This is a genomic window from Phytohabitans flavus (assembly GCF_011764545.1).
Lineage (GTDB): Bacteria > Actinomycetota > Actinomycetes > Mycobacteriales > Micromonosporaceae > Phytohabitans > Phytohabitans flavus.
Genome location: NZ_AP022870.1, coordinates 5,402,059 through 5,426,082, shown reverse-complemented (window position 1 = coordinate 5,426,082; position 24,024 = coordinate 5,402,059). Strand labels below are relative to the sequence as shown.

17 protein-coding genes and 3 pseudogenes are annotated in these 24,024 nt (G+C 70.4%); 12 read left to right on the top strand and 8 right to left on the bottom strand.

What is annotated here, in order from left to right; all coding sequences use genetic code 11:
* The first annotated feature begins 50 nt into the window (after nucleotides 1-50).
* The 4 genes from Pflav_RS23600 to Pflav_RS23585 all read left to right on the top strand — a co-directional run bounded on the left by Pflav_RS23600 (nucleotide 51) and on the right by Pflav_RS23585 (nucleotide 5,473).
* On the top strand, nucleotides 51-2,117 hold the full coding sequence (locus tag Pflav_RS23600) for an ArnT family glycosyltransferase (protein WP_173038262.1): 2,067 nt from the start codon (nucleotides 51-53) through the stop codon (nucleotides 2,115-2,117).
* Nucleotides 2,118-2,143: 26 nt separating this feature from the next.
* Nucleotides 2,144-3,373 (top strand): bifunctional glycosyltransferase family 2/GtrA family protein, encoded by a 1,230-nt coding sequence (locus tag Pflav_RS23595; protein WP_173038260.1) that lies wholly within the window; start codon nucleotides 2,144-2,146, stop codon nucleotides 3,371-3,373.
* A gap of 80 nt (nucleotides 3,374-3,453) precedes the next feature.
* Nucleotides 3,454-4,320, top strand: a complete 867-nt coding sequence (locus Pflav_RS23590) for an FAD:protein FMN transferase (protein WP_173038258.1) — start codon at nucleotides 3,454-3,456, stop codon at nucleotides 4,318-4,320.
* Nucleotides 4,321-4,789: 469 nt separating this feature from the next.
* Nucleotides 4,790-5,473 (top strand): putative quinol monooxygenase, encoded by a 684-nt coding sequence (locus Pflav_RS23585; protein WP_173038256.1) that lies wholly within the window; start codon nucleotides 4,790-4,792, stop codon nucleotides 5,471-5,473.
* Between the two features lie 22 nt (nucleotides 5,474-5,495).
* Here the strand turns inward: Pflav_RS23585 and Pflav_RS23580 are convergent, their stop codons facing one another.
* Entirely contained in the window at nucleotides 5,496-6,530 is a 1,035-nt protein-coding gene (locus tag Pflav_RS23580; protein ID WP_173038254.1) for a LacI family DNA-binding transcriptional regulator, read from the bottom strand.
* A 348-nt stretch (nucleotides 6,531-6,878) separates the two neighbouring features.
* On the bottom strand, nucleotides 6,879-7,529 hold the full coding sequence (locus tag Pflav_RS23575; protein WP_173038253.1) for a CGNR zinc finger domain-containing protein: 651 nt from the start codon (nucleotides 7,527-7,529) through the stop codon (nucleotides 6,879-6,881).
* Nucleotides 7,530-7,571: 42 nt separating this feature from the next.
* Between Pflav_RS23575 and Pflav_RS23570 the strand changes: the two genes are divergently transcribed.
* Nucleotides 7,572-8,792, top strand: a complete 1,221-nt coding sequence (locus tag Pflav_RS23570) for an MFS transporter (protein WP_173038252.1) — start codon at nucleotides 7,572-7,574, stop codon at nucleotides 8,790-8,792.
* Here Pflav_RS23570 and Pflav_RS23565 read toward each other — a convergent pair.
* From Pflav_RS23565 to Pflav_RS23540, 6 genes and pseudogenes are all read right to left on the bottom strand, one after another.
* Nucleotides 8,730-9,107: a DUF4180 domain-containing protein gene (locus Pflav_RS23565; protein ID WP_173038251.1), complete on the bottom strand. Its 378-nt coding sequence runs from the start codon at nucleotides 9,105-9,107 to the stop codon at nucleotides 8,730-8,732. The two genes, Pflav_RS23570 and Pflav_RS23565, sit on opposite strands and share 63 nt — an antisense overlap.
* A 112-nt stretch (nucleotides 9,108-9,219) precedes the next feature.
* Nucleotides 9,220-10,578: a Fic family protein gene (locus Pflav_RS23560; protein ID WP_173038250.1), complete on the bottom strand. Its 1,359-nt coding sequence runs from the start codon at nucleotides 10,576-10,578 to the stop codon at nucleotides 9,220-9,222.
* A 121-nt stretch (nucleotides 10,579-10,699) separates the two neighbouring features.
* Entirely contained in the window at nucleotides 10,700-11,113 is a 414-nt protein-coding gene (locus Pflav_RS23555) for a type II toxin-antitoxin system VapC family toxin (protein WP_173038249.1), read from the bottom strand.
* On the bottom strand, nucleotides 11,110-11,358 hold the full coding sequence (locus Pflav_RS23550) for a hypothetical protein (RefSeq protein ID WP_173038248.1): 249 nt from the start codon (nucleotides 11,356-11,358) through the stop codon (nucleotides 11,110-11,112). The genes Pflav_RS23555 and Pflav_RS23550 overlap by 4 nt, the downstream gene beginning before the upstream one ends.
* 43 nt (nucleotides 11,359-11,401) lie before the next feature.
* Nucleotides 11,402-12,054, bottom strand: a pseudogene (locus tag Pflav_RS23545) (MBL fold metallo-hydrolase).
* Between the two features lie 8 nt (nucleotides 12,055-12,062).
* Entirely contained in the window at nucleotides 12,063-12,785 is a 723-nt protein-coding gene (locus tag Pflav_RS23540) for a maleylpyruvate isomerase family mycothiol-dependent enzyme (protein WP_173038246.1), read from the bottom strand.
* A 173-nt stretch (nucleotides 12,786-12,958) separates the two neighbouring features.
* On the opposite strand from Pflav_RS23540, the gene rsgA reads away from it, so the two are divergent.
* From rsgA to whiA, 7 genes and pseudogenes are all read left to right on the top strand, one after another.
* Complete coding sequence (gene rsgA / locus Pflav_RS23535; protein ID WP_173038244.1) at nucleotides 12,959-14,011, top strand: ribosome small subunit-dependent GTPase A; 1,053 nt, start codon at nucleotides 12,959-12,961, stop codon at nucleotides 14,009-14,011.
* Nucleotides 14,012-14,110: 99 nt separating this feature from the next.
* Nucleotides 14,111-17,056, top strand: a pseudogene (gene uvrA, locus Pflav_RS23530) (excinuclease ABC subunit UvrA); the annotation flags it as partial.
* A gap of 447 nt (nucleotides 17,057-17,503) precedes the next feature.
* Complete coding sequence (locus Pflav_RS23525; protein ID WP_173038240.1) at nucleotides 17,504-17,995, top strand: Rieske (2Fe-2S) protein; 492 nt, start codon at nucleotides 17,504-17,506, stop codon at nucleotides 17,993-17,995.
* A gap of 60 nt (nucleotides 17,996-18,055) precedes the next feature.
* Nucleotides 18,056-20,077, top strand: a complete 2,022-nt coding sequence (gene uvrC, locus Pflav_RS23520) for an excinuclease ABC subunit UvrC (RefSeq protein ID WP_173038239.1) — start codon at nucleotides 18,056-18,058, stop codon at nucleotides 20,075-20,077.
* A 923-nt stretch (nucleotides 20,078-21,000) separates the two neighbouring features.
* A complete protein-coding gene (rapZ, locus tag Pflav_RS23515) occupies nucleotides 21,001-21,891 on the top strand; it encodes an RNase adapter RapZ (RefSeq protein WP_232071812.1) in 891 nt (296 codons plus the stop codon).
* A pseudogene (locus Pflav_RS23510) lies at nucleotides 21,888-22,876 on the top strand (gluconeogenesis factor YvcK family protein). Before rapZ ends, Pflav_RS23510 begins: the two are co-directional and overlap by 4 nt.
* A gap of 43 nt (nucleotides 22,877-22,919) precedes the next feature.
* The gene (gene whiA / locus Pflav_RS23505; RefSeq protein ID WP_173038238.1) at nucleotides 22,920-23,900 is read left to right on the top strand and encodes a DNA-binding protein WhiA; all 981 of its coding nucleotides are present in this window, start codon (nucleotides 22,920-22,922) and stop codon (nucleotides 23,898-23,900) included.
* Nucleotides 23,901-24,024 lie beyond the last annotated feature (124 nt).

The window sequence follows — 24,024 nt, the reverse complement described above, 5'->3', positions numbered from 1 at the left end:
TCGAGGTGGCATGAAGCGGTTTAAGAGGTACGCCCTGGACCATATCGGTCGTGACTTCGACCTCGTCTGGAGGCGTCGCGGCCGTTGCCGCACCGCCGCTCGCGACAGCTCGTCACCTGTCTCTCGGTGCCCGCGTGTGGCGTGGCCGTCCAGAGGACCCAGGGTGGGTGCGTCCCGCGCTTCTGGCTCTTCTGGTGGCGACCGCCGTGCTGTACGTGTGGGGCCTCGGCGCGTCGGGCTGGGCCAACGCCTACTACTCGGGCGCCGCGCAGGCAGGTTCGCAGAGCTGGAAGGCATGGTTCTTCGGCTCGTTCGACGCGGCCAGTGGGATCACGGTCGACAAGCCGCCAGCGTCGCTCTGGGTGATGGCGATGTCGGTCCGGATCTTCGGGCTGAGCTCGTGGAGCATCCTGGTGCCGCAGGCGCTGCTCGGCGTGGCGTCCGTCGCCCTGCTGTACGCGACGGTGCGCCGCTGGTCGGGAGCGCTTGCCGGGCTGCTCGCCGGGGCGGTCCTGGCCATTACCCCGGTGGCTGTGCTGATGTTCCGGTTCAACAATCCGGACGCTCTGCTGGTGCTGCTGATGGTTGCCGGCGCCTATGCCACCGTCCGGGCGATCGAGACGGCGAGTACCAGATGGCTTGTCCTGGTCGGCGTGCTGGTCGGCTTGGGTTTCCTCACCAAGATGTTGCAGGCCCTGCTTGTCGTGCCGGCCTTCGCGCTTGTGTACCTCCTCGCCGCACCCGTCTCCGTGGTCCGGCGGATCGTCCAGCTGTTGTGGGCCGGCCTGGCGATGGTGGTGTCCGCCGGGTGGTGGGTCGCGATCGTGGAGCTGGTGCCGGCACGGCACCGCCCCTACGTCGGCGGCTCGGAGGGCAACAGCGTGTGGGAGCTGATCTGGGGCTACAACGGGCTCGGCCGCATCTTCGGTAACACGGGCGGGCCCGGCGGCCCTGGTGGCGGCGGTGGCCCCGAGGGTGGTGGCTTCCCCGGAGGTGGGTTCGGCGGCACCGGCGCCCTCCGGCTCTTCGACGCGCAGAATGGCGGTCAGATCGCCTGGCTGCTGCCGGCGGCGCTGATGCTCCTGGTCGCCGCGCTGGTGCTGGGGTGGCGAGCGCCCCGGACCGACCGGACGCGCGCCAGCCTCGTCCTGTGGGGTGGCTGGCTGCTGGTCACCGGCCTGGTCTTCAGCTTCATGGAGGGCATCTACCACGAGTACTACGCGGTCGCGCTCGCACCGGCTGTCGCTGCCGTCGTGGCGGTGGGCGCCTCGGCGCTCTGGCAGCGGCGGGACAACCTCGTGGCGCTCGCGGTGCTTGCCCTCACCGTGGCGGCTACCGCCGCGTGGGCCTGGCGCCTGCTGGGGCGTACCCCGGACTGGCTGCCTTGGCTGCGGTGGGTGGCGCTGGCACTAGGCCTGGCCGCCACGGTCGCGCTACTCGCCGGCAGACTCTCCCGGCGGGTGTTCACCCCGGCCGCGGTGGCCGCGGTCACCGTCGCCCTTGTCGCGCCGTTCGCGTACGCGCTGGACACCGCCGCCACCGCGCACCGCGGGTCGATACCCACCGCCGGTCCCGCCGTGGAGTTCGCCGGCGGTCCGGGCGGCGGCTTCCCCGGCAGCGTGCCCCGGGCGAACGGCTCGCTGCCGGGCTTCCCCGGCGGTTCACCGCCGGACCTGCCGGGTGGTGCCTTCCCCGGCGGCGGGCAAGGCGGTCCAGCGGGTGGCGGCCAGCCGCCGGGCGGGTTCCCCGGCAGAGGCGGGGGAGATGACGCGCCGTCCGTCGACTCCGCGCTGGCCGTGACGCTGACGCGGGACGCCGACACCTACACCTGGGTGGCGGCCACGCTGCGCGCCAGCAGTGCCGCCGGCTACCAGCTCGCCACGCGGCGGCCGGTCCTTGCCATCGGCGGCTTCGGCGCCGACCCGTGGCCGACCCTCGAGCAGTTTCAGCAGTACGTCGCGAGCGGGAAGATCCACTACTTCGTCGGCGGCGCGGGCGGCATGGGCGGGCCGGGCTTTGGCGACAGTACCGGCCAGCAGATCACGCAGTGGGTCGAGGCCAACTTCACCGCCACGACCGTCGGCAACGTGACCCTCTACGACCTCACCGCCAAGTGACCGCAGGAGAGGCAGCCTTCCACCCCATGACGACCACGACGCTTTCCGACGCTGCCGGCGGTGGCGCCACATTCCGGCCGGTCCCGGTCCTCGACGTGGTGATCCCGGTCTACAACGAGGAGATCGATCTGGAGCCTTGCGTGCGCAGGCTGCACGCATACCTCACCGGGAGCCTCCCGTACCCCTTTCGCATCACGATCGCGGACAACGCCAGCACCGACAAGACGCCGTATGTGGCAGCCGCCCTGAGCCAGCAGCTGCCCGGGGTGCGGGCCGTTCGGCTGGAGCAGAAGGGCCGGGGGCGCGCGCTGGCGGCGGTGTGGTCCACATCGGACGCGCCCGTCCTCGCCTACATGGACGTCGACCTCTCCACCGACCTGGCCGCGCTGCTGCCCCTGGTGGCCCCGCTGATCTCCGGCCACTCGGACCTGGCGATCGGCAGCCGCCTGTCGCGCGGCGCGAGGGTGGTGCGCGGCCCGAAGCGGGAGATCATCTCGCGCTGCTACAACGTGCTGCTGCGCGGTGCGCTCGCGGCCCGGTTCTCCGATGCGCAGTGCGGGTTCAAGGCGATCCGCAAGGACGTGGCCGAGCGCATCCTGCCGCTGGTGCAGGACACCGCCTGGTTCTTCGACACCGAGCTGCTCGTGCTGGCCGAGCGGGCTGGGCTGCGCATCCACGAGGTCCCGGTGGACTGGGTCGACGACCCGGACAGCCGCGTCGACATCGTGGCCACCGCCATCGCGGACCTCAGGGGCATCTGGCGGCTCGGCCGAGGGCTGGCCACCGGCGCGCTGCCGATCGGCGATCTGCGCCGGCAGCTCGGCCGGGACGCCACACCCGCCGCTGGCGTACCCGTCGGGCTTGCCGGGCAGCTGGTCCGGTTCGCCGGGGTCGGTCTGGCGAGCACGCTCGCGTACATCGTGATCTTCGCGCTGCTCCGCACGGTCACCGGCGCGCAGGCGGCCAACCTGCTGGCCCTGCTCGTCACAGCGGTAGGCAACACGGCCGCCAACCGTCGGCTCACCTTCGGCATCGCCGGGCGGCGGGGTGCGGTCCGGCACCAGGCTCAGGGCCTCTCGGTGTTCGTCCTGGGCCTCGCGCTGACCAGCGGCTCGCTCGCGGCGCTCACGGCGGTGGCGCCGCAGGCCGGCCGATTCGTCGAGCTGACCGTGGTGATTCTCGCCAACCTCGCCGCGACCGTGCTGCGCTTCCTGTTAATGCGCACCTGGGTCTTCGGCTCCCACCGCGCCCGGTAGCGAGGTCGGACATGGCTTCCTCAGCTGGCACACAGCCACCCCCTAACCGCCGCAAAGCTCCGCGGGCCAGGCTCAGGGGCATGCCTACCGCGCATGCCACCGCCGCTGTCGCCCTTACCGCGGCCGACCCCGTGGTCATGCTCGCCCTTCCCCATCTGGTGCTCGCCGGCCGGATCGGTGGTCCAGTAGGCCGCGAGCGGATGGCCGCGCGCCACGTCCTTCTCGCGTGGCGGGCCCGCCGCCTGGTGGCCGGCCAGGTCGCCGCCGCGCGGGCGGCGCTGGCGCGCGAGCTGCCCCGCGTCGCATTGGCCGCCGGTCGTCCGATCCGGGTCAGCCCGGTCCTCGCCGACCTCGTCGCCGCCGCGATCGAGGCCGCCCGCCTGACCGATGGCGCGGTCGACCCGGTGATCGGCACCGCCGTGCACCGCTCCCGATACGCTGCCGCACACCCGTGGCTCCCGGCGTGTGGCTCCGCGGTCGGTGTGCTCGACCATCCGCCGCACGACTGGCGCGACGTTCACCTCGACGGCTCGTTGCTCACCGTGCCGCCACGAGTCCTGCTCGACCTCAATGCCACAAGCCCCGCCCGCGTCGCCGACCGCTGTGCCACGTCGGTCGCCTCCCGTTATGAAGTGGGCGCCTCGATCGCGATCGGTGGTGACGTCGCCACAGCCGGCCCGGCCCCGCCCGGAGGCTGGCCCCTGCACCTTTTGAGCCCCGCCGGTGACGCGGTACGAGGCGGGTGGCCGCCGCGGCTTGGCGCAGGCAGGGCGCTGGGCACCTCCGGCGCACCGCTGATCGAGCCACGGACCGGCTGGCCCGCCGAGCGCGTCCGCACTGTGGTGACGGTGGAGGCACGCAGCTGCTTGGTCGCGAGCACGTTCGCGACGGCGACGGCCATCCGCACCGACCTCACGCTCCCGCCCGACGCAGACTTCAGGCCCTAGCCCAACCCCCAGGGCCCGGGACGCATCGACCTCGGACCGCTGTCAGACCAGGTGTCTGTCTTGGATGGACCTGTGCCCAACCGCCGGGCTAGGTCAAGGTTGGCCCGAAGCGCGGACCCGCAGTGAAGGTCGTGGACGCCGACCGCGGCCTCGGGGGTGAGCTTGCCAACCGTGAAGGGTGAGGCGGCGGGAGCGACGGTCTGGACCACGACGGACGTCGCGGTAGCTCAATTCTTTCGGTTTTGGACCTTTCTTCGCTGCAGGTCGCCGAGACCACCCTGACCCCAGATGCTCTCTAGACATCGCCACCTGTGGGTGAGCCGGCGTCGGGTCGGCGGGCGCCTGTCCCGGAAAGCCGGCGAATCCGCCCGTGGGTTGACTGGTGCGGGCTACGGTCAAGCCAGTCAGGCCTGCACCGCCCTCGGCGCCGCCTGGCGCGGGCGGCGGGCCGCCCGAAAGGGGGTCGCGGATGGAAGCCGCAGGTGAGGTGTCGCCGTCGCCCGCACCGGAACAGGTGACGGTGCTGGCCCAGTTCATCGCCAAACCCGATCGAGTCGACGACGTCTGTGACACGCTGCTTCAGCTGGTCGAGCCGTCCCGCGCGGATCCGGGCAACATCAGCTATGACCTCCACCGGCTGAAGAACAATCCCGCGGCGATCTACCTCATGGCCAACTGGGCTGACTGGGCGGCATACGACGGGCACATGGCTACCGGGCACGTGCGTACGCAGATCAACGAGCAGGCGATGCCCGACCTGGTGGCCGCGCCCATGCAGTCCTTCGCGCGACCACTGTCCACTCCCGACACGAGGCAGGATCGCCCCCGCCCGAAGGCGAGCGCACCGGCGCAGGTGACCCTCTTTCCGTTCTTCACCATCAAGCCCGGCGAAGTCGAGGCGGTGCGTCAGGCCCACCTGGCCATGGTGGAACCGACCCGGGGCGAGCCCGGCTGCCTCGACTACGACCTGTACCAGTCGCGTGAAGACCCCTCGCTGATGTTCTTCTACGAGAACTGGACCGACCAGGACGCGCTCACCCGCCACATGAACACGGCGAACTTCTACCGGCACCTGCGCGGCGAGGTCGACGCCCGGCTTGTCGCCCCGTGGACCACGCACACCATGACGATGGTCAGTCAGCCCGCGCGGTAGCCTTCGTCACCCGCAAGCCGCGCTAGGCGGTCAGGCGGGGTGGTGGTGGGCCGGTGGAGTCGCGCACGACGAGGCGGCACGGCTGGCGGATGACGCCGGAGGAGGGCTGCCCGTCGAGGGCCGCGAAGAGGTGGTGTACGGCCGTCTCCCCGAGCTGCTGGAGGTTGAGGTCCACTGTGGTCAGCGGTGGCTGGCAGTCGGCGGCGAACTCGTGCCAGTTGTCATACCCCACAATGGACACGTCGTCCGGGATGTGGCGGCCGAGCTCGCGGACGGTGTTGGCGACGCCCGTGGCGATCTGGTCGTTGCCGCAGAAGATGGCGTCTATGCCGGCGTGGGCGGTGAGCAGCGTACGGGCGGCGTGGCGGCCCCAGCGCTGCGACCACTCACCGTAAAGCGGGTCGCCGCCGACGAGTGTGAGGCCGGCGTCGGTCAGTACCTTTCGGACGGTGGCCGCGCGGTCGCGGGCGGCGCGATAGGTTTCCGGGCCGGTGATGTGCGCGATGTGCCGGCGGCCAAGCGACACAAGGTGTTCGGTGGCGAGGCGGGCGCCGTGCTCGTCGTCGGCGAGGACGGAGAGGTCTTTGGGGTGGTCGGACTCGCCGTACACGTACACGACAGGCACGGGGATCTGCCGGGTGAGCGAGGGGCGCAGGTCGTTGGAGTCGCCGAGCACGACGAAGCCGTCGACCTGGCGGGCGAGCAGCGTGCGGATGTAGTGCTGCCGCCGGATCGCGTCGCCGCGCGCGTCGCAGAGCAGCACGGACATCTGTCCACTTGCGAGCGCGTCCTCGACGCCGAGCAGGATCGGGATGGAAAACCGGCCGGCGAGCTCGTCGGTCAGCAGGCCGATGGTGCGGGTACGGCCGGTGAGGAGGCCGCGGGCCAGCACGTTGGGCTGGAAGGCGAGCTCGTCGGCCGCCTGGAGGACTCGGCGGCGGGTCTCCGGAGCCACCTCGTCGCGCGCGTTGAGCGCCTTCGACGCGGTGGCTACCGACACGCCGGCGCGGCGGGCCACGTCGGTCAGCGTGACGGGTCGAGAACGCTGCCTGGCCACCGAAATCCTTTCGCGAGGCGTTTCGGTGGGAGGGTACACCAAGACACCCTTGACAGCGTCACAGCGACATCGTTAGATTGCCGAAAAGGTTTTCGGGCCACCGGGCGGCCAAGAATTTTCGATACGTCAGAGGGTGGCTCATGTCCGGTAGCAGCCAAGTTCACGTTCACATAGATGGCGCTGTCTGGAATGTGCCATGCGGGGCAAACCGGGGCCCGGCTTCGATGCGTGTCTGGCTCCCGGTCGAATCACCGGCTCGGTAAAGGAGGGAGGGCACCACACCCCACGGTCCCCGGCTGGTGGCTCCGACCTGCGCCCGGCTAGTCGGGCCACCAGCCGGCTACCTCCTCAGCCCCTGACGGTGGAAGCTCGCGCGGCCCGCCGCCGCGCGGTCAGCTTGCGGGCCTTGGCCTGCGCACCACAGTCGGCCATGGCACACCACCGGCGTGAACCGTTGCGGCTCTGGTCGAGGAAGAGCCAGCCGCAGCCGCCCTCGCTGACCGGACACTCCTTGACGTGCCCCGGATCCACCGAGCGCAGCAGCTCCACCGCCGCGAACGCGAGCCGGTCGGGCACCACGAACGCCGGATCGGTGCCGACCACAACGTCCGCCGGCTGATGGGCAGCGGCGACCAATGTGGAGCGTGCCGTGGCGGCCGCCCAGCGGAGCGTCAAATGCTCCAGCGCCGCCGCGGTCGCCCCGGGCTTGGGTGTCGGGTCCGCGAGGCGGGCGGCCACAATCCCGTACACCGACTCCCGCACGTCGAGTGTCGCGTGCAGTGCCTGGCCGGCGGACCCGGACCTGGCCCGCCAGGCCGCGCCGATGGCGCGGACCTCGCCCGCGCCCACCAGGCCGACCCGCTGTGACCAGGCGAGCAGTGCGGTGGGTGAGGTGAGGTGCTCCCGGCCGCCCCGACGCCGTGGGGTCACGGTGTTGACCAGGTCGAGCACCGGGTGCCCGCCGACGATCCGCAAATCCGGCTTGCGCTCCACCGACACCCCTGGGAGGCTACCACCGTAGTCAGCTTTAGTGGAGACATCGTGACGGTTTCGAAACGGCGTGCGAATGGCGCCCTGGCGGCGCTATCTGTGGCCGCGTTCACGTTCGTGACGACCGAGGTGCTGCCGATCGGCCTGCTCACGGTGATGGCCGAGGACCTCGGCCGCTCCGACTCGCAGATCGGGCTGCTGGTCACCGGCTATGCGGCGGTGGTGGTGCTCGCCTCCATCCCGCTCACCCGCCTGACCGGGCACATCCCGCGGCGCCAGCTGCTGACCGTGACGCTGGCCGTCTTCGTCGCCGGGGTGCTTGTCACCGCCGTCGCCGCCAACTACTGGGTGCTGCTCGCCGCCCGCCTCGCGGTCGCGCTCACTCAGGCGCTCTTCTGGTCGGTGGTCGGTTCGACCGCCACCGGCCTCTTCCCGCCCGAGGTGCGCGGTCGCGCGATCGCCCGCTTCGCTGTCGGCGCCTCGCTCTCCCCGGTGATCGGCGTTCCGATCGGCACGTGGATCGGGCAGCAGGCGGGCTGGCGGGTGGCGTTCCTGGTGATGGCGGCCGTCGGGCTGGCGACATGCGTGGCGGTGGCCGCGCTGGTCCCCACGTTCGCGCCCGCCGACGGCGGCGCCGCGCGCGGCACCGCACCGGATGCCCGCCGCTACGCGATCCTCGTCGTGGCCTGCGCGATCGGCGTGGCGGGATCCCTGACGGCGTATACCTACGTGACGCCCTTCCTCCTTGACGTCAGCGGCTTCACACCGGCCGCGTTGGGCCCGCTGCTGCTGGTCTGCGGAGTGGCGGGCGTGGCCGGCACGCTGATGGTCGGCCCGTTCCTCGACCGCAGCCCGTGGGGCGCGCTTGTCGTGCCACTCACCGTGAGCGTCGTCGCGCTGCTCGCGCTCTACACGCTCGGCGGGACAAAGGCCGCGGCGGTGACGGCGTCGGCGCTCACCCTCATGGCCTACGCGGCCTTCGCGGCCGCGGTGCAAAACCGCACACTCCAGGTCGCGCCTGGCAGCACCGACCTCGCGGGGGCAGGCAGCGGCACCGCGTTCAATCTGGGCATCGCGGCCGGCTCACTCTTGGGCGGTGGTTTGATCCAAACCGAGGGGGTACGAAGTGTCGCGCTCGCCGGTGCCGGGCTCGCGGCTGCCGCTCTCGCCCTGCTGCTGGCCGAGCCACGCTTGACGCGCTCCGCGCGGTCAGGCCCCGGCGCTGGCGCCCTCGCTCGCGAGCCGGTCGTCGAGCTCGGCCCGCGTGGCTAGAAACCAGCTCTGCCTGCGGCGGTTGCTCTCCCAGACGAAGTCACGCAGCGCGTTGCTGGCCGAGGTCCGCTCGGACAGGTCGCCGATGATGGCCACCCGCAGGCGGTAGTTGGCCAGCTTCTGGAGAAACTCGCCGGCAAGGCCATTGCTGAGCGTGAAGAACTCGGGGTCGAACCGCTCGACCGGGATGGCGATGAAGTCTGCCTGGTGCTCGTAGGTGGCGGCGATGAGATCGAGGGCATCATCGCCGCTCCGCAGAGCCGGACCCGCGCCGGGGACGGTGAGCACGCGCACGCCGTGGACCTCTTCGACCATGCGCCGATCGTACGGCGTGAAGGTACGAACGCCACTGTGCCTCTCGTACCACCCGAAGGCTCCCCTCTCACCGGAAGAGGTCATCCACCGGGCGGCGGTGGGCCACTGAGCCTCAGCTTTGGAGATCCTCGTTGGCCCGGAGCATCGCGCGCAGGCGGCGCCCCTTTGCCGTAAGCGTCCAACCGTGTGCGTCGGCCTTCTCCACCACACCTTCGGCCGCGAGGCGATCGAGCACCTGGCGGACCTGGTCGGGGCGGTACCCGGAGACGGCCGCGAGCGTGGTGGCGGTCGGCGGCGAATCGGTGCCAAGCGGGAACGACTCCAGTAGCGCGTGCTCGACCGAGGGGAGCACGGCTGGCGGGATCGCCGTCCTTGCCCGTGCCGAGGTCCGCAGGCGTCCGGGCGCGCCGTCGACCGAGGAGAGCAGGTCGCGCTCGAAGTCGTCCAGCAGGCGCAGCACGGCGCGGTTGAGATACACGCGGTTGCGCCGGCCCAGGCTGACCTGGGCCACGACGCCGATGCCCTCCAGCCGCTCGATGACCTCGGTCGCGGCCGTGGTGGAGGCGCCGAGCGCATCGCGCAACGAGGTGACGGTGAAGACCGGCGTGATGGTGGTCTGCTCGCATGCGTGCCAAAGGTGCGAGTCAGGCCTTGCCTCCGTCTCCAGCCGCCAGCGACTGATCATCGTGGCGAGATGCTCCTCGAACTGCCCGGCGCCCTCGATCGCCAAGCGGGATGCCGATGCGAAGGTGCCGCACCACTGGTCGACCGCACCCTCCCTGAAGTCGACAAGCCCCTGGATGTAGTGGTCGCCGTACGCCGCGAGGACCAGGCTCACCGGCACCAACATGCGGGAGGCGAGGCCACGCCGGGCGAGCACGGTGTGGATCAGGCAGCGTCCCACCCGACCGTTGCCGTCGAGGAACGGATGGATCGTCTCGAACTGTGCGTGCGCGATCGCGGCCTGCGCCAGCGTGGGCAGGTCGTCCCGGTTGACGAACGACACCAGGTCGGCCATGAGCGGCTCGACGTGCTCGGGCGGTGGTGGGACGAAGACGGCGTCGCGGGGGCTGTCGCTCCGCCCACCGATCCAGTTCTGCTGTGTACGAAACGCGCCGGCGAAACGGCCCGTGGCGCGGTCTTCCCGCATGAGCAACTCATGCATGCTCTTGATGCCGTCGACCGTCAGCTCGTGTCCGCCGGCGCCGAGCTGGATGGCTTGTCGCATCGCGTCGATGTTGGCAAGCACCTGGCGGGCGGTCTCGCCGGCGTGCTCCGGCGCGAAGGCGGCCTCGGCGAGGCGGCGCTGGCTGCACTCCAGACCCTCGATCCGGCTGGATGCCACCGACTCGCTTCGCAGCAGCAGGCGCGCCAGGGTCTCCATCGCGACGAGGCGCTGCCCGTGATCGGCCACCGCGATCGCAGCCTCGGCCTCCGCGATATCGGCTGCGGTAGCCGCGCTGAAGCTCAACTCGTTTGGATCGATGAGACCGGTGGTTATCAATACAGGTGGGCAACCATGCGCTTGGCTGGCTCCGATCGGCGGATCTTTAGTGCCTGCCGAGCACTCGGCAGCATGCCCTGTGGGGAATCTAGGTCGGCAGCAGGTTGAGGTTGGGGACGTGGCGAGGGCGTACGGTCGAGAAGTGGCGGATGTCGAGAGTGGCGATATCCGCGCAGCCGTAGCGCTCGGCGATGGCTACCACAGAGGCGTCGACGGCTCCAAGCGGGAAGTCCGCGTACGCCTTTACCAGCTCGACCATCCGACGAAGATCAGGTTGCGTTAGCCCGACGAGCTGCAACTCACCGTCGGCGACGGCGGCTAAGAAGGCCGCCTCACCATGCGCCCCGACCCGGCTCTCCAAGAGGTAGCAAACTTCGGTCAGAACCGGACCGGGCACGAGAAGCGGGCCAGGATGTTTCTCCAGAAGGTCGACACAGCGGGTGTGATCGGCGTCTTTACGGTTCAGCGCCGCGACGAGGGGCCCTGTGTCGCAGATAATCACGCGGCCCGTCGCCTCAGCTCCTCGCGCAGGATCTCCTCGGACCGAGCAGCGAGGTCGGGCTCTGCATCCATGATCCCAACGAAAGACAAGCGACGTGGCCGATCATCGTCGCTGTCAGGGGACACCCGCGGGGCACCTTCCAGCAGGTGAATGACCACTGCCCGAAGGGCGCGAACGCGCTCGACCGGGAGCTGGTCAACCAGCCGGTGCAGCTCCTCGTACTCGTTGCCGAAGGCGGCGGTCATACCGGTCATCTTATCGCCTGCCTGCGGACACGTGTTGCCTGCGTTACCAGCCGCGGGCGCGCCACTCCGGGAGTGACCCGCGTTCGGTGCCTAGCGTTGAGTCCTTGCCGTGGCCGGGATAGAACCAGGTCTCGTCCGGCAGGCGGTCGAAGAGCTTGCGCTCGACGTCGTCGATCAGCGAGGTGAAGTTTTCCTTGTTGCCCTCGTGTTGCCGACGCCGCCCGGAAAGAGCGAGTCGCCGGTGAACAAGTGGGGGATGCCCGCCGGGTCGTTGTAGAGCAGGGCGATCGACCCGGGCGTGTGGCCGACCAGGTGGATGACCTCCAGCGGGCAGGCGCCCACGGTGATGACGTCTCCACCGTGGACGGTGTCGGACTTGACGGGGAGCTCGCCCGCGTCGGCCGCGTGGGCTACCGACCTGGCGCCGGTCGCCGCTACCACTTCCTCCAGTGCCACCCAGTGGTCCATGTGCCGGTGGGTGGTGACCACAGTGGACAATCGCCCGATGCTGGCAAGCTGGAGCAGGCGTGGGGCCTCGTTGGCGGCGTCGATAAGCAGGAGCGAGCCGGTCGCCGTGCAGCGCAGCACGTACGCGTTGTTGTCCATCGGGCCCACCGACACCTTCGTGATGGTGAGTGCGTCAAGCTCGCGGACGTCGGGTGGGCCGCCGGGGGTTACGTCTCCGCTGTAGGGCATGGCGGTCCTCACATCCAGTCGGGCGGTGTGGGCAGCGGGCCTTCGGGCGTGGCGTTGAGGTCCACACCGGACGATCGACCGGCCAGCCAGGCGGCCAGCTCGAACGCGGGGCCGGCGACCACCGGTGTATCAGTGTCGGTCTCGCCGATCGTGAGGTCGTGCTCAAGCTCGGTGGGGCGGAGCACGAGCGGGGTGATGCCGGTCGCGGCGTTCAGGTCGCTCACCACCTCGCGCAGGAGGTGCTGGCTGAACGCGTCGGGCCAGTCGTTCGGGTGGTACCCGGCGTTGAGGTCCACGTGGTGCACCTCGACCTCGCGCAGCCTGCCCCAGACGCAGGTGGCCGCCGGGGTCTTGCGACCGCCGGTGCGTTCGATAATGGCGCCCCAGGCGTCGGTGGGCATCGCCGCGGCCGCCTCGGCGAGTCGGGCGGACGCCGCGCGCAGGTCCTCCAGCTGCTCGGCCAGCGGGCGGGCGGCGCCTTCCTGGATGCCGGCCTCGCGGGCCTCGGCGTTCGCGTACCCGGGGGTGCGCTCTCCGGTGCGTGCCCAGGTGAGCAGGTTGCGGTACGAGTCGGCATTGCGCGCCAGGTGGGTGAGCACGTGGCCGCGGGTCCAGCTGGGCAGCAGGGACGGGCCGGCGAGGGCGGCGTCGTCCAAGGCCTCCGCTGTGCGAATCAGGCGCTCGGTGGCGCGGTCGAGCTCGGGCAGCAGTACGAGCGGGTCAGCCGTCACACTCCTGACCCTACAGAAATGGCTTTCGCCGCACGGGCTTTGACCTTACGGTCTGGGACAGACGCGTCATTAACGGCCCGAGGAGGAGGTGGGGAGTTATGACTGTCCCCGCCTCACGCTGCGCGGATTTCTAAGCCAGCCTCATTCTTTCTTCCTCACAAAGGGTTATACCGATGACGTTCAATCTTGCGTCTCTTGGGTGGGACGCCAGCTACACGCTGCCCGACGACGAGTGCGAGCCCGGCCGGGTGGTGCGGGTCGATCGTGGGGTCTGCACGGTGCTGTGCGCCGGCGGCACCGTACGGGCCAGCCTCGCCGGTGCCATCCTGGTGGCGGCAGCCGCCGACCCGGTAAGCCTGCCCTGCGCGGGCGACTGGGTGTCCGTACGGACCTGGCCCGACGACCGGGTCACGGTCGAGGCGGTGCTGCCTCGGCGTACGGCGATCGTGCGCCGTACCTCGGACAAGGACTCGGTGGGCCAGGTGCTCGCCGCCAACGTCGACGCGGCCGCCGTGGTCGAGCCGATGCACCCGGAGACCGAGGTGGGCCGCATCGAACGGCTGCTGGCGCTCGCCTGGGAGTCCGGCGCGCAACCCGTGGTCGTACTGACGAAATGTGACCTCGTGCCACAGCCGGACGCGGTCGTCGCGGAGATCGCGCAGGTCGCGCCCGGTGTGGATGTCTTCGCGGTCAGCGCGGAGCGCGGGGACGGGCTGGCGGCGCTCGCGCCGTTCGTGGCGCCGGGGCGCACGCTGGCGCTGCTCGGGCCGTCCGGCGCGGGCAAGTCGACGCTGGTCAACGCGCTCGCCGGGGCGGTCGTGATGGGCACGCAGGCGATCCGGCGGGTGGACGGCAAGGGGCGGCACACGACCACCTACCGGGCGTTGATTCCGATTCCGGACGGCGGTGCGGTACTGGACACGCCGGGCATCCGGGCGGTCGGCCTCCTGGACGCGGAGGAGGGGTTGGACCGGGCCTTCGCCGACGTCGCCGACCTGGCCGCGACCTGCCGGTTCGGGGACTGCCGGCACGACGGCGAGCCGGGCTGCGCGGTACGCGCGGCGTTGGAGGCCGGGGACCTGACACCGCGGCGGTACGAGAGCTGGCAGCGGCTGCAGCGCGAGATCGCGTACGAGACGCGGCGCAAGGACGCGCGGCTGCAGGCCGAACAGCGGGCGATGTGGAAGCGGATCCACAAGGAGGTACGCGGTCGCAACCGCCCTTGATTGTGGTCTTGAGCTGCGGGAATGCGGCGGCGCGGCAAAGTGTCATACCGGGGGTCTAGAGTCGTTGCGGCAGTCTGGACGTTATCCCCGGGGGCAAGAGTGGCGGATCGTTTGATCATTCGTGGCGCGCGCGAGCACAACCTGCGCGACGTCAGCCTCGACCTGCCTCGCGACGCCATGATCGTCTTCACCGGGCTCTCCGGCTCGGGCAAGTCCAGCCTCGCGTTCGACACGATCTTCGCCGAGGGCCAGCGGAGGTACGTGGAGTCGCTGTCGTCGTATGCGCGGCAGTTCCTCGGGCAGATGGACAAGCCCGACGTCGACTTCATCGAGGGCCTCAGCCCAGCCGTCTCGATCGACCAGAAGTCGACGTCCCGCAACCCGCGCTCCACGGTCGGCACGATCACCGAGGTCTACGACTACCTGCGGCTCCTCTTCGCCCGGGTGGGTGAGCCGCACTGCCCCAAGTGCGGCCGGCCGATCTCCCGACAGACGCCGCAGCAGATCGTCGACCGGGTGCTCGCGATGGACGAGGGCACCCGCTTCCAGGTGCTCGCGCCGGTGGTGCGGGGGCGCAAGGGTGAGTATGTCGACCTGTTCGCCGAGCTCCAGGCGAAAGGGTATGCGCGGGTCCGCATCGACGGGGTGGTCTACCCGCTGACCGAGCCGCCCAAGCTGAAGAAGCAGGAGAAGCACACGATCGAGGTGGTCGTCGACCGCCTCACCGTCAAGGCCAGCGCCAAGCAGCGGCTCACCGACTCGGTGGAGACCGCGCTGCGGCTCGCGGCCGGCGTGGTGCTGCTCGACTTCGTCGACCTGCCGGAGGATGACGAGCACCGCGAGCGGACGTTCTCGGAGCACCTCGCGTGTCCCTATGACGATCTGTCGTTCGAGGCGATGGAGCCGCGCTCCTTCTCCTTCAACTCGCCCTACGGCGCCTGCCCCGACTGCACCGGCCTCGGCACCAAGAAGGAGGTCGACCCCGAGCTCGTCGTGCCCGACCCGGAGCGCACGCTGCGGGAGGGCGCGATCCAGCCCTGGGCCGGCGGCACCACCCTGGAGTACTTCATACGGCTGCTCGAGGCACTCGGCGACCAGGAGCACTTCGACATCGACACGCCGTGGCGGGCGCTGCCCTCGCGGGCGCAGAAGACGATCCTGCACGGCGCGGAAGACCAGGTGCACGTCCGCTACCGGAATAAGTACGGGCGGGAGCGCTCCTACTACACCGGCTTCGAGGGCGTGGTGCAGTGGATCGAGCGGCGGCACTCCGACACCGAGTCCGACTGGTCGCGGGACAAGTACGAGGGGTACATGCGGGACGTGCCCTGCCCCACCTGCGGCGGCGCGCGGCTCAAGCCCGAGGTGCTGGCGGTCACGATCGACGGCCGGAGCATCGCCGAGGTGTGTGGCCTGTCGGTGGGGGAGTGCGCCGACCTGCTGGGCGCGATGACGCTCAACGACCGGCAGAAGATGATCGCCGAGCGGGTGCTCAAGGAGATCAACGCTCGGCTGCGCTTCCTTGTCGACGTGGGGCTCGACTACCTGTCGCTCGACCGGCCCGCGGGCACGCTGTCCGGCGGTGAGGCACAGCGGATCCGGCTCGCCACGCAGATCGGCTCGGGGCTTGTCGGCGTGCTGTATGTGCTGGACGAGCCGTCGATCGGCCTCCACCAGCGCGACAACCACCGGCTGATCGAGACACTGGTCCGCCTTAAGAACCTCGGCAACACGCTGATCGTCGTCGAGCACGACGAGGACACCATCCGTACCGCCGACTGGGTGGTCGACATCGGCCCGGGCGCGGGCGAGCACGGTGGCCGCATCGTGCACAGCGGCTCGGTCGATGGGCTGCTGAAAAACAAGGAGTCGCTGACCGGCGCCTACCTCTCCGGCCGCCGGCAGATCCCCACGCCGGGTGTGCGGCGGATGCAGATCCCCGGGCGCGAGCTTGTGGTGCAGGGCGCGCGCGAGCACAACCTGAAAAACCTTACGGTGTCCTTCCCGCTGGGGCAGTTCGTCGCGGTCACCGGGGTCTCGGGCTCGGGCAAGTCGACGCTTGTCAACGACATCCTGTACGCGGTGCTGGCCAACCAGATCAACGGCGCCCGGATGGTGCCGGGGCGACACACGCGGGTCACCGGCATCGACGAGGTCGACAAGGTAGTGGGCGTCGACCAGTCGCCCATCGGCCGTACCCCGCGGTCAAACCCGGCTACGTACACGGGGGTGTTCGACCACGTCCGGAAGCTCTTCGCGGAGACGACCGAGGCCAAGGTCCGGGGGTATGGGCCGGGCCGGTTCTCGTTCAACGTGAAGGGCGGCCGCTGCGAAAACTGCGCGGGCGACGGCACCATCAAGATCGAGATGAACTTCCTGCCGGACGTGTATGTCCCGTGTGAGGTGTGCAAGGGCGCGCGGTACAACCGGGAGACGCTCGAGGTGCACTACAAGGGGCGCACGATCTCCGAGGTGCTGGAGATGCCGATCGAGGAGGCGTCCACCTTCTTCGAGGCGATCCCGGCGATCCACCGCCACCTCAAGACGCTCGTCGACGTCGGCTTGGGGTATGTGCGCCTGGGGCAGCCGGCACCCACCCTCTCCGGTGGCGAGGCGCAGCGCGTGAAGCTCGCGTCCGAGCTGCAGAAGCGCTCGACCGGCAGGACGGTGTATGTGCTGGACGAGCCGACCACCGGCCTCCACTTCGAAGACATCCGCAAGCTGCTGCGGGTGCTGGAGAGCCTGGTCGACAAGGGCAATACGGTCATCGTGATCGAGCACAACCTCGACCTCATCAAGACCGCCGACTGGCTGATCGAGATGGGACCCGACGGCGGTCACAAGGGCGGCACGGTGGTGGCCACCGGCACGCCCGAGGAGATCGCCGAGGTGGCGGAGAGCGCGACCGGCTACTTCCTGCGGCACGTGCTGGGGCTGGAGGGCGAGGCGGCCGGGGCCGCGGCGGCGACCTCCCGAGCGGCGATCGCCAATGGAAACGGGCGGGCGGGCTCCGGCACGGCCGCCAAGCGCGCGGCACCCGCCAAGCGTGGCGCGGAGGCGCCGGCTGCTCCCGCGAGCAAGGGTGCGAAGGCGACCAAGGCCACCAAGGCGACGAGCTCGGCACGCACGGCGAAGGCCGCCCCGCCAAGGAGACGGCGAAGGCCGCCCCGGCCAAGGCACCGCGCGCCACGGCCAAGTCGCGCGGCTGACGTAGCGTCACGTAGAGTTACCGCGCCGTTTCGATCATCGCTGCGCTTAAGTGCCAATCTGCGGCGGCGCCCTTGTATCGAAGGGCGTGGCTTCCTTCGCGGCGGATGTTGAGCTTTTGACCAGTGGTGTCCACCCACTCTGAACAGCCGCAACGTGGGTACGCGCGGCCTGCGGAGGGGACGCCATCGGCCCACGGGTGAACCGGATGCGCTGCCGCTTCGTGTGTACAGACGTGGCCGTGGTCGCCCCGACCGTGGCTGGCCGAGACAGAAAAGGTGAGGCATGAGCGAGGAACAGGCGGTGACGCACTCGGGGGTGACCACCCGACGGGCGCTACTGGCGGGCGCGGGAGCCATCGGCACGACCGCGGTGCTGGTCGCGTGCGGCACGGACCCCGACGAGGACTCCTCTTCCTCCGGCGGCACCCAGTCGAACGGCGGGACCGACCCCTCCGCGGGCGCCGGTGACACGGGCAACGGCTCGGGCGGCGGCGCGCTGATCAAGACCAGCGAGGTGCCGGTCGGGGGCGGGACGATCATCGCGGCGTCCAGTGTCGTGGTGACCCAGCCGACCGCGGGTGAGTTCAAGTGCTTCGATTCGCAATGTACCCACCAGGGGTGCCCGGTGACGGGCGTCGAGGGCGGGACGATCAACTGCAGCTGCCACGGCAGTAAGTTTTCGATCACGGATGGCTCGGTGAAGGGTGGTCCGGCCACCAAGCCGCTGAGCGAGAAGCAGGTCAAGGTCGACGGGGACAGCATCACGCTCGCCTGACACGGCGCCGGCCGGCCCGCGCCTCCCGTTATTGACAGAGGCGCGGGCTAGGCTTTCGGAGTGGCAGACCCCTCTACTTACCGTCCGGCGCCGGGCACGATCCCGGACGCCCCGGGGGTCTACCGTTTTCGCGACGCGAGTGGTCGGGTCGTCTACGTCGGCAAGGCGAAGAGCCTCCGCAGCCGGCTGAATTCGTACTTTGGCGACCTGTGGCACCTGCACCAGCGCACCCAGCAGATGGTCACCACGGCGGCGGCCGTCGACTGGGTCACGGTGGGGAGCGAGGTCGAGGCGCTCCAGCTGGAGTATTCCTGGATCAAGGAGTACGACCCGCGCTTCAACGTGAAGTACCGCGACGACAAGTCGTACCCCTATCTTGCCGTCACGCTCGACGAGGAGTACCCCCGACTTCAGGTCATGCGGGGTGCCAAGCGCAAGGGCGTGCGCTACTTCGGGCCGTATTCGCATGCCTGGGCGATCCGCGAGACGCTCGACCTTCTCTTGCGCGTCTTCCCGGCGCGGACCTGTTCTTCCGGGGTTTTCAAGCGGGCCGGCCAGATCGGCCGCCCCTGCCTGCTCGGCGACATCGGCAAGTGCTCGGCGCCCTGTGTGGGACGGGTGAGCGCGGACGAGCACCGGGCGACCGTCGAGGAGTTCTGCGACTTCATGGCCGGCCGCACCGAGATGATGGTCAAGCGGCTGGAGCGGGAGATGATGGCCGCGTCGGAGCGGCTGGAGTTCGAGCTCGCCGCCCGCCTGCGGGACGACGTGGTGGCGCTGCGGCGCGCGCTGGAGAAGCAGGCCGTGGTGTTCGGCGACGGGACGGACGCGGACGTGGTGGCGTTCGCCGAGGACCCGCTGGAGGCCGCGGTCCAGGTCTTCCACGTGCGCGGCGGGCGGGTGCGCGGCCAGCGCGGCTGGGTGGTCGAGAAGACCGAGGACCTGACCACCGGCGACCTCGTGCACCACTTCTGTAGCCAGGTCTATGGCGGTGAGCAGGGCGAGGGCGACGTCCCCCGCGAGCTGCTCGTGCCCGCACTCCCGCCGGACGAGGACGCGCTCGCCGACTGGCTGAGCCAGCACCGCGGGAGCCGGGTGCACCTGCGGGTGCCGCAGCGGGGCGACAAGAAGGCGCTGCTGGAGACCGTCGCGCGCAACGCCGCCGAGGCGCTTACCCGCCACAAGCTGCGGCGCTCGGGCGACCTCACCATGCGCAGCAAGGCGCTGGAGGAGATCGCCGAGGCGCTGGGGATGGAGACCGCGCCGCTGCGCGTCGAGTGCTACGACGTCTCGCAGATCCAGGGCACGGACGTGGTGGCCAGCATGGTGGTCTTCGAGGACGGGCTGCCGCGCAAGAGCGAATATCGACGTTTCGCGGTGCGCGGCGCGACCGACGACCTGTCGGCCTTGTCGGAGGTGCTGCGGCGGAGATTCGCACGGTACCTGGAGGCGCGTGCGTCGGTCGGCGAGCTCGACGCCGAGGAGGCGGAGGACCCGGAGCGGCCGGGCATCGACCCGACGACGGGGCGGCCGCGCAAGTTCGCGTATCCGCCGCAGCTTGTCGTCGTCGACGGCGGCCAGCCCCAGGTGAATGCCGCTGCCGCCGTCCTGGCCGACCTGGGCATCGACGACGTGGCACTGTGCGGCCTGGCGAAGCGGCTGGAGGAGGTGTGGCTGCCCGCCGACAACTTCCCGGTCATCATGCCGCGCGCCTCCGAGGGCTTGTATATGTTGCAGCGCCTGCGCGACGAGGCTCACCGGTTCGCGATCGCGTTCCACCGGGAGCGCCGATCAAAGCGGATGACAGTGTCCAGTTTGGACGCGATCCCCGGTCTGGGCGAGGTACGCCGCAAGGCACTGCTGCGCCACTTCGGCTCCCTGAAGCGGCTTGGCGGGGCGAGCGCCGAAGAGATCGCCGAGGTGCCCGGCATCGGCCGCCGCACGGCGGAGGCCATCGTAGAGGCGCTCGGCGGCTCCGATTCCCCAGATCCCGGCCCCGCTACGGCCACCGTCGCGGGTTCGACGGCCGCTGTCGGCTCGGCCCCGGACGGGCAGGCGGGCGGGTCTGGCCCTCCGGAGTAGAGATACAGGACGGGACTCGACCGGCTTTCGCAGCGGCGTATTCGTCGCGCTAAGCCCCTCGACCCGCATGCACACTTCCAGGACATAGATCGATCTGAGCTACCGCGATGTCCGCGGTGGTCCAGCCCCAACGCCACTTGATCATGAAGTCAGGCCCATCCTGGGCTGCCCTACTCGAGCAGGGAAATCGACGCCGCGCCCAGGGAATCGGCGGACCCGGCGCTCGGCGCGGCCTCAGAGCATGCCCAGCTCTGAGCCTTGATCAAATTGGGCCGAGTGGGCATTGGTTCCGGACCGCCGCTCCACCACCGGCCTCGCGGCCGAGTCGCGCGGGCAGATCCGGAAGAATGCTGGATCTAGTCGACTTTCTGCCGTCAGGACGACAAAAAGTCGACTAGATCTCTCGGGCTTGGCGACAACGGCACCCGGCCAGGGTGCTTTGGGTGATTTAGCCGCATGTCGAGGGCTTCATGATGCGGCCAGCTTGGATCAGCGTGCGGGATGGGCGGGCCGTAGCCGCTGCGCCGGCGGATGCTGGCCGAGGGGGCCTTCGGGTTGTGAACAGCGGAGGGTGAGGCCGCGGGAGCAGCGGTCCGGACCACCGTGGACATCGCGGTAGCTCAAAATCTCCATCCGGCGTCGATCTGCGGCCACCAATCTGGACGGATCTGGTCTCCAGAGCAAGATCGCGGGGCACCACGGGTCGGGACGCGGGGAGGGCGGCCGCCCTTAGAGCATCTAGGCGTTTCTTCTCTCATTTCCGAGGCGCCGGGGATGGGGCGGAGGCCCCAGGATCTCCCAGCGCGGCCCGATTGGTGCTGGCCTGGAACAAAGAGTGCCAAGGTGCGGAAGGTGACGATCGGGTGGGCAGTGCCGGCCATGCCGGCGGGGCAGACGGCGGCCGGAGCGCCTAGGATTCTCTGGTGCACGACGATTCCAGCGCGCCGCCCGAAGACGATACCGACCTGGTGGTGGTGACCGGCGTCTCTGGCGGCGGCCGCAGCACCGTGGCCCGGGCCCTGGAAAACGTCGGCTTCTACGTGGTCGACAACCTGCCCCAGGCGCTCATGCTCGACATGGCTGAGCTGGCGCAGAAAGCGGGCGGCGCGGCCCAGCACACCGCGATGGTGCTCGACGTGCGCAGCCGTGCGTTCTCGACGGACCTGGTGGGAGCGATCAAGGCGCTCAAGGACCGCGGCTTCCACCCGCGGGTGGTCTTCGTCGACGCGGATGACGAGGTGCTGATCCGGCGCTTCGAGAGCGTGCGGCGGTCGCACCCGCTCCAGGGTGACGGGCGGCTCGCGGACGGCATCGCGGCCGAGCGCAAGCTGCTCGAAGAGGCGCGTGACCACGCCGATGTGATCATCGACACCAGCCACCTCAACGTCAACCAGCTGCGGCGCCGGGTGGAGGAGCTCTTCGGCGGCGAGGACGCGCGGCGGCTGCGGGTGACGGTGCTCTCGTTCGGCTTCAAGTACGGGCTGCCCCAGGACGCCGACTTCGTGCTGGACGCGCGCTTCCTGCCCAACCCGTACTGGGTGCCCGAGCTGCGCGAGCACAACGGCCAGGAGGAAGGCGTCAGCAGCTACGTGCTGGGGCAGCCGGGCGCCGGTGAGTTCGTCGGTACGTACGCAAACCTGATCGGGACCACCGCGCCCGGCTTCGAGCGCGAGGGCAAGCGCTATCTCACCGTGGCCGTCGGCTGTACGGGTGGGAAGCACCGCAGCGTCGCGATCGCCGAGGAGCTGGCCGACCGGTTGCGACAGGCACGCATCTCGGCTCACGCCCAGCACCGGGACCTGGGGCGCGAGTGAGCGAGCTCGACTCGGCAGTTGGCGCCAGCGGCGCCAAGCGGCCTCAGCGGGTTGTCGCGTTCGGCGGGGGCCACGGGCTCGCCGCCTCTCTTCGGGCTTTGCGCCACTGCCAGGCCGAACTCGACCTGGACATCACCGCGATCGTGACCGTAGGTGACGACGGCGGCTCCAGCGGGCGGCTGCGGGCGGAGCGCGGGGCGCTGCCCCGGGCGACCTGCGGCAGGCGCTGGCCGCGCTCGCCGCGCCCGACTCGGTGGCCACGGCCGACCTCTTCCAGCACCGCTTCCGCCCGCCGGGGCCGCTGACCGGGCACACCGTGGGCAACCTCGTGCTGCTCGGCCTGATGGAGCTGCTCGGCGACCCGGTGGCCGCCCTCGACAACGCCGCCAGGATGGTGGGCGCGGCAGGGCGGGTGCTGCCCATGTCGTGCGAGCCGCTCGGCATCGAGGCCGAGGTGCAGGGCGCCGACCCGGCGGTACCCGATGATGTGCTGACGGTCCGCGGACAGCACGCGGTCGCGGTGACCCGGGGTCGCGTCCTGTCGGTGCGGTTGACGCCGGCGCGCGCGGCGGCGTGCGACGAGGCGGTCGCCGCCATCGCCGAGGCCGACTGGTTGATCTTCGGGCCGGGCAGCTGGTACACGAGCGTGATCCCGCACCTGCTCATGCCCGGCTTGGCCGCCGCGATCGTCGCCAGCCCCGCCCGCCGCCTGGTGACCCTCAACCTCGCGGAGGAGAAGGAGACCCTCGGGCTGTCGGTGGCCGGCCACCTGGCGGCCCTGCGCTGGTACCTGCCCGAACTGAAAATCGACACGGTCATCGCGGACGAGAAGGCCGTAGGCGACCCCGAACCCGTGCGGCATGCGGCAGAATCGCTGGGTGCACGGCTCACTCTCGCCCCAGTGGCGATGTCTGACGGCAGCGCTCGACACGATCCGGCGGCGCTTGGCGCCGCACTGGTGCCTGTCTTGGGCGCCGGTCGTTAGTCACAACTGAAGCACCCGCAACTGTCCAGGAGATGACTACGAGATGGCTATGACGGCGGCGGTCAAGGACGAGCTGAGCCGGGTCGACGTGCCGAAGCCTTGCTGCCGCCGATCGGAGATGGCCGCGCTGCTCCGTTTCGCGGGCGGCCTGCACATCGCCTCCGGCCGGGTCGTGGTGGAGGCCGAGCTGGACACCGGCGCGGTCGCCCGGCGCCTGCGGCGGGACGTGGCAGAGGTGTACGGGTATGCGAGCGAGGTGCACATTCTGGCCTCGGGCGGGCTGCGCAAGGGCAGCCACTACATCGTCCGGATAGCCAGGGAGGGCGAGGCGCTGGCCCGCCAGACGGGCCTGCTCGACGTGCGCGGACGCCCGGTCCGCGGCCTCCCGCCGCACGTGGTCTCGGCCGGCGTGTGCTGCGCGGTCTCCGCGTGGCGGGGGGCGTTCATGGCACACGGCTCGCTGACCGAGCCCGGCCGCTCGTGCGCCCTGGAGATCACCAGCCCCGGGCCGGAGTCGGCGCTCGCGCTGGTCGGCGCCGCGCGGCGGATCGGGGTCAGCGCCAAGCAGCGCGAGGTCCGTGGCGTCGACCGGGTCGTGGTCAAGGACGGCGACGCGATCGCCGCGCTGCTCACCCGCATCGGCGCGCACTCCAGCGTGCTCGCGTGGGAGGAGCGGCGGGTACGCCGGGAGGTGCGCGCCACCGCCAACCGCCTGGCCAACTTCGACGACGCCAACCTGCGGCGCAGCGCCCGGGCCGCGGTGGCCGCCGCGGCGAGGGTGACCCGCGCGCTGGAAATCCTGGCCGACGACGCGCCAAACCACCTCACCAGCGCTGGCCACCTCCGCTTGGAGCACCGCCAGGCCAGCCTGGAGGAGCTGGGCGCGCTCGCCGACCCGCCCCTGACAAAGGACGCGATCGCGGGACGAATCCGTCGCCTCCTCGCATTGGCCGACAAGCGCGCGAGAGACCTCGGAATTCCGGATACTGAGGCGGCCGTCACACCCGAAATGCTCGTCGGGTAACCACAAGAGCCGAAAAGCGGGTAACCAATCGCTGGGTGTGACGACACCCGGCGGAACGTGTCCGCACGCAGGCGGACAGGTCAGGATGACGGCCCCGAGCCGGTCACCCCGGGCCAAATCCGAA

Bases quoted from the DNA above. Each gene is read 5' to 3' on its own strand.
- whiA (WP_173038238.1), top strand. From the start codon at position 22,920: ATGGCTATGACGGCGGCGGTCAAGGACGAGCTGAGCCGGGTCGACGTG.
- Pflav_RS23585 (WP_173038256.1), top strand. From the start codon at position 4,790: ATGGAAGCCGCAGGTGAGGTGTCGCCGTCGCCCGCACCGGAACAGGTG.
- Pflav_RS23565 (WP_173038251.1), bottom strand. From the start codon at position 9,107: ATGGTCGAAGAGGTCCACGGCGTGCGCGTGCTCACCGTCCCCGGCGCG.
- Pflav_RS23595 (WP_173038260.1), top strand. From the start codon at position 2,144: ATGACGACCACGACGCTTTCCGACGCTGCCGGCGGTGGCGCCACATTC.
- Pflav_RS23590 (WP_173038258.1), top strand. From the start codon at position 3,454: ATGCCTACCGCGCATGCCACCGCCGCTGTCGCCCTTACCGCGGCCGAC.
- rsgA (WP_173038244.1), top strand. From the start codon at position 12,959: ATGACGTTCAATCTTGCGTCTCTTGGGTGGGACGCCAGCTACACGCTG.
- Pflav_RS23525 (WP_173038240.1), top strand. From the start codon at position 17,504: ATGAGCGAGGAACAGGCGGTGACGCACTCGGGGGTGACCACCCGACGG.
- Pflav_RS23550 (WP_173038248.1), bottom strand. From the start codon at position 11,358: ATGACCGCCGCCTTCGGCAACGAGTACGAGGAGCTGCACCGGCTGGTT.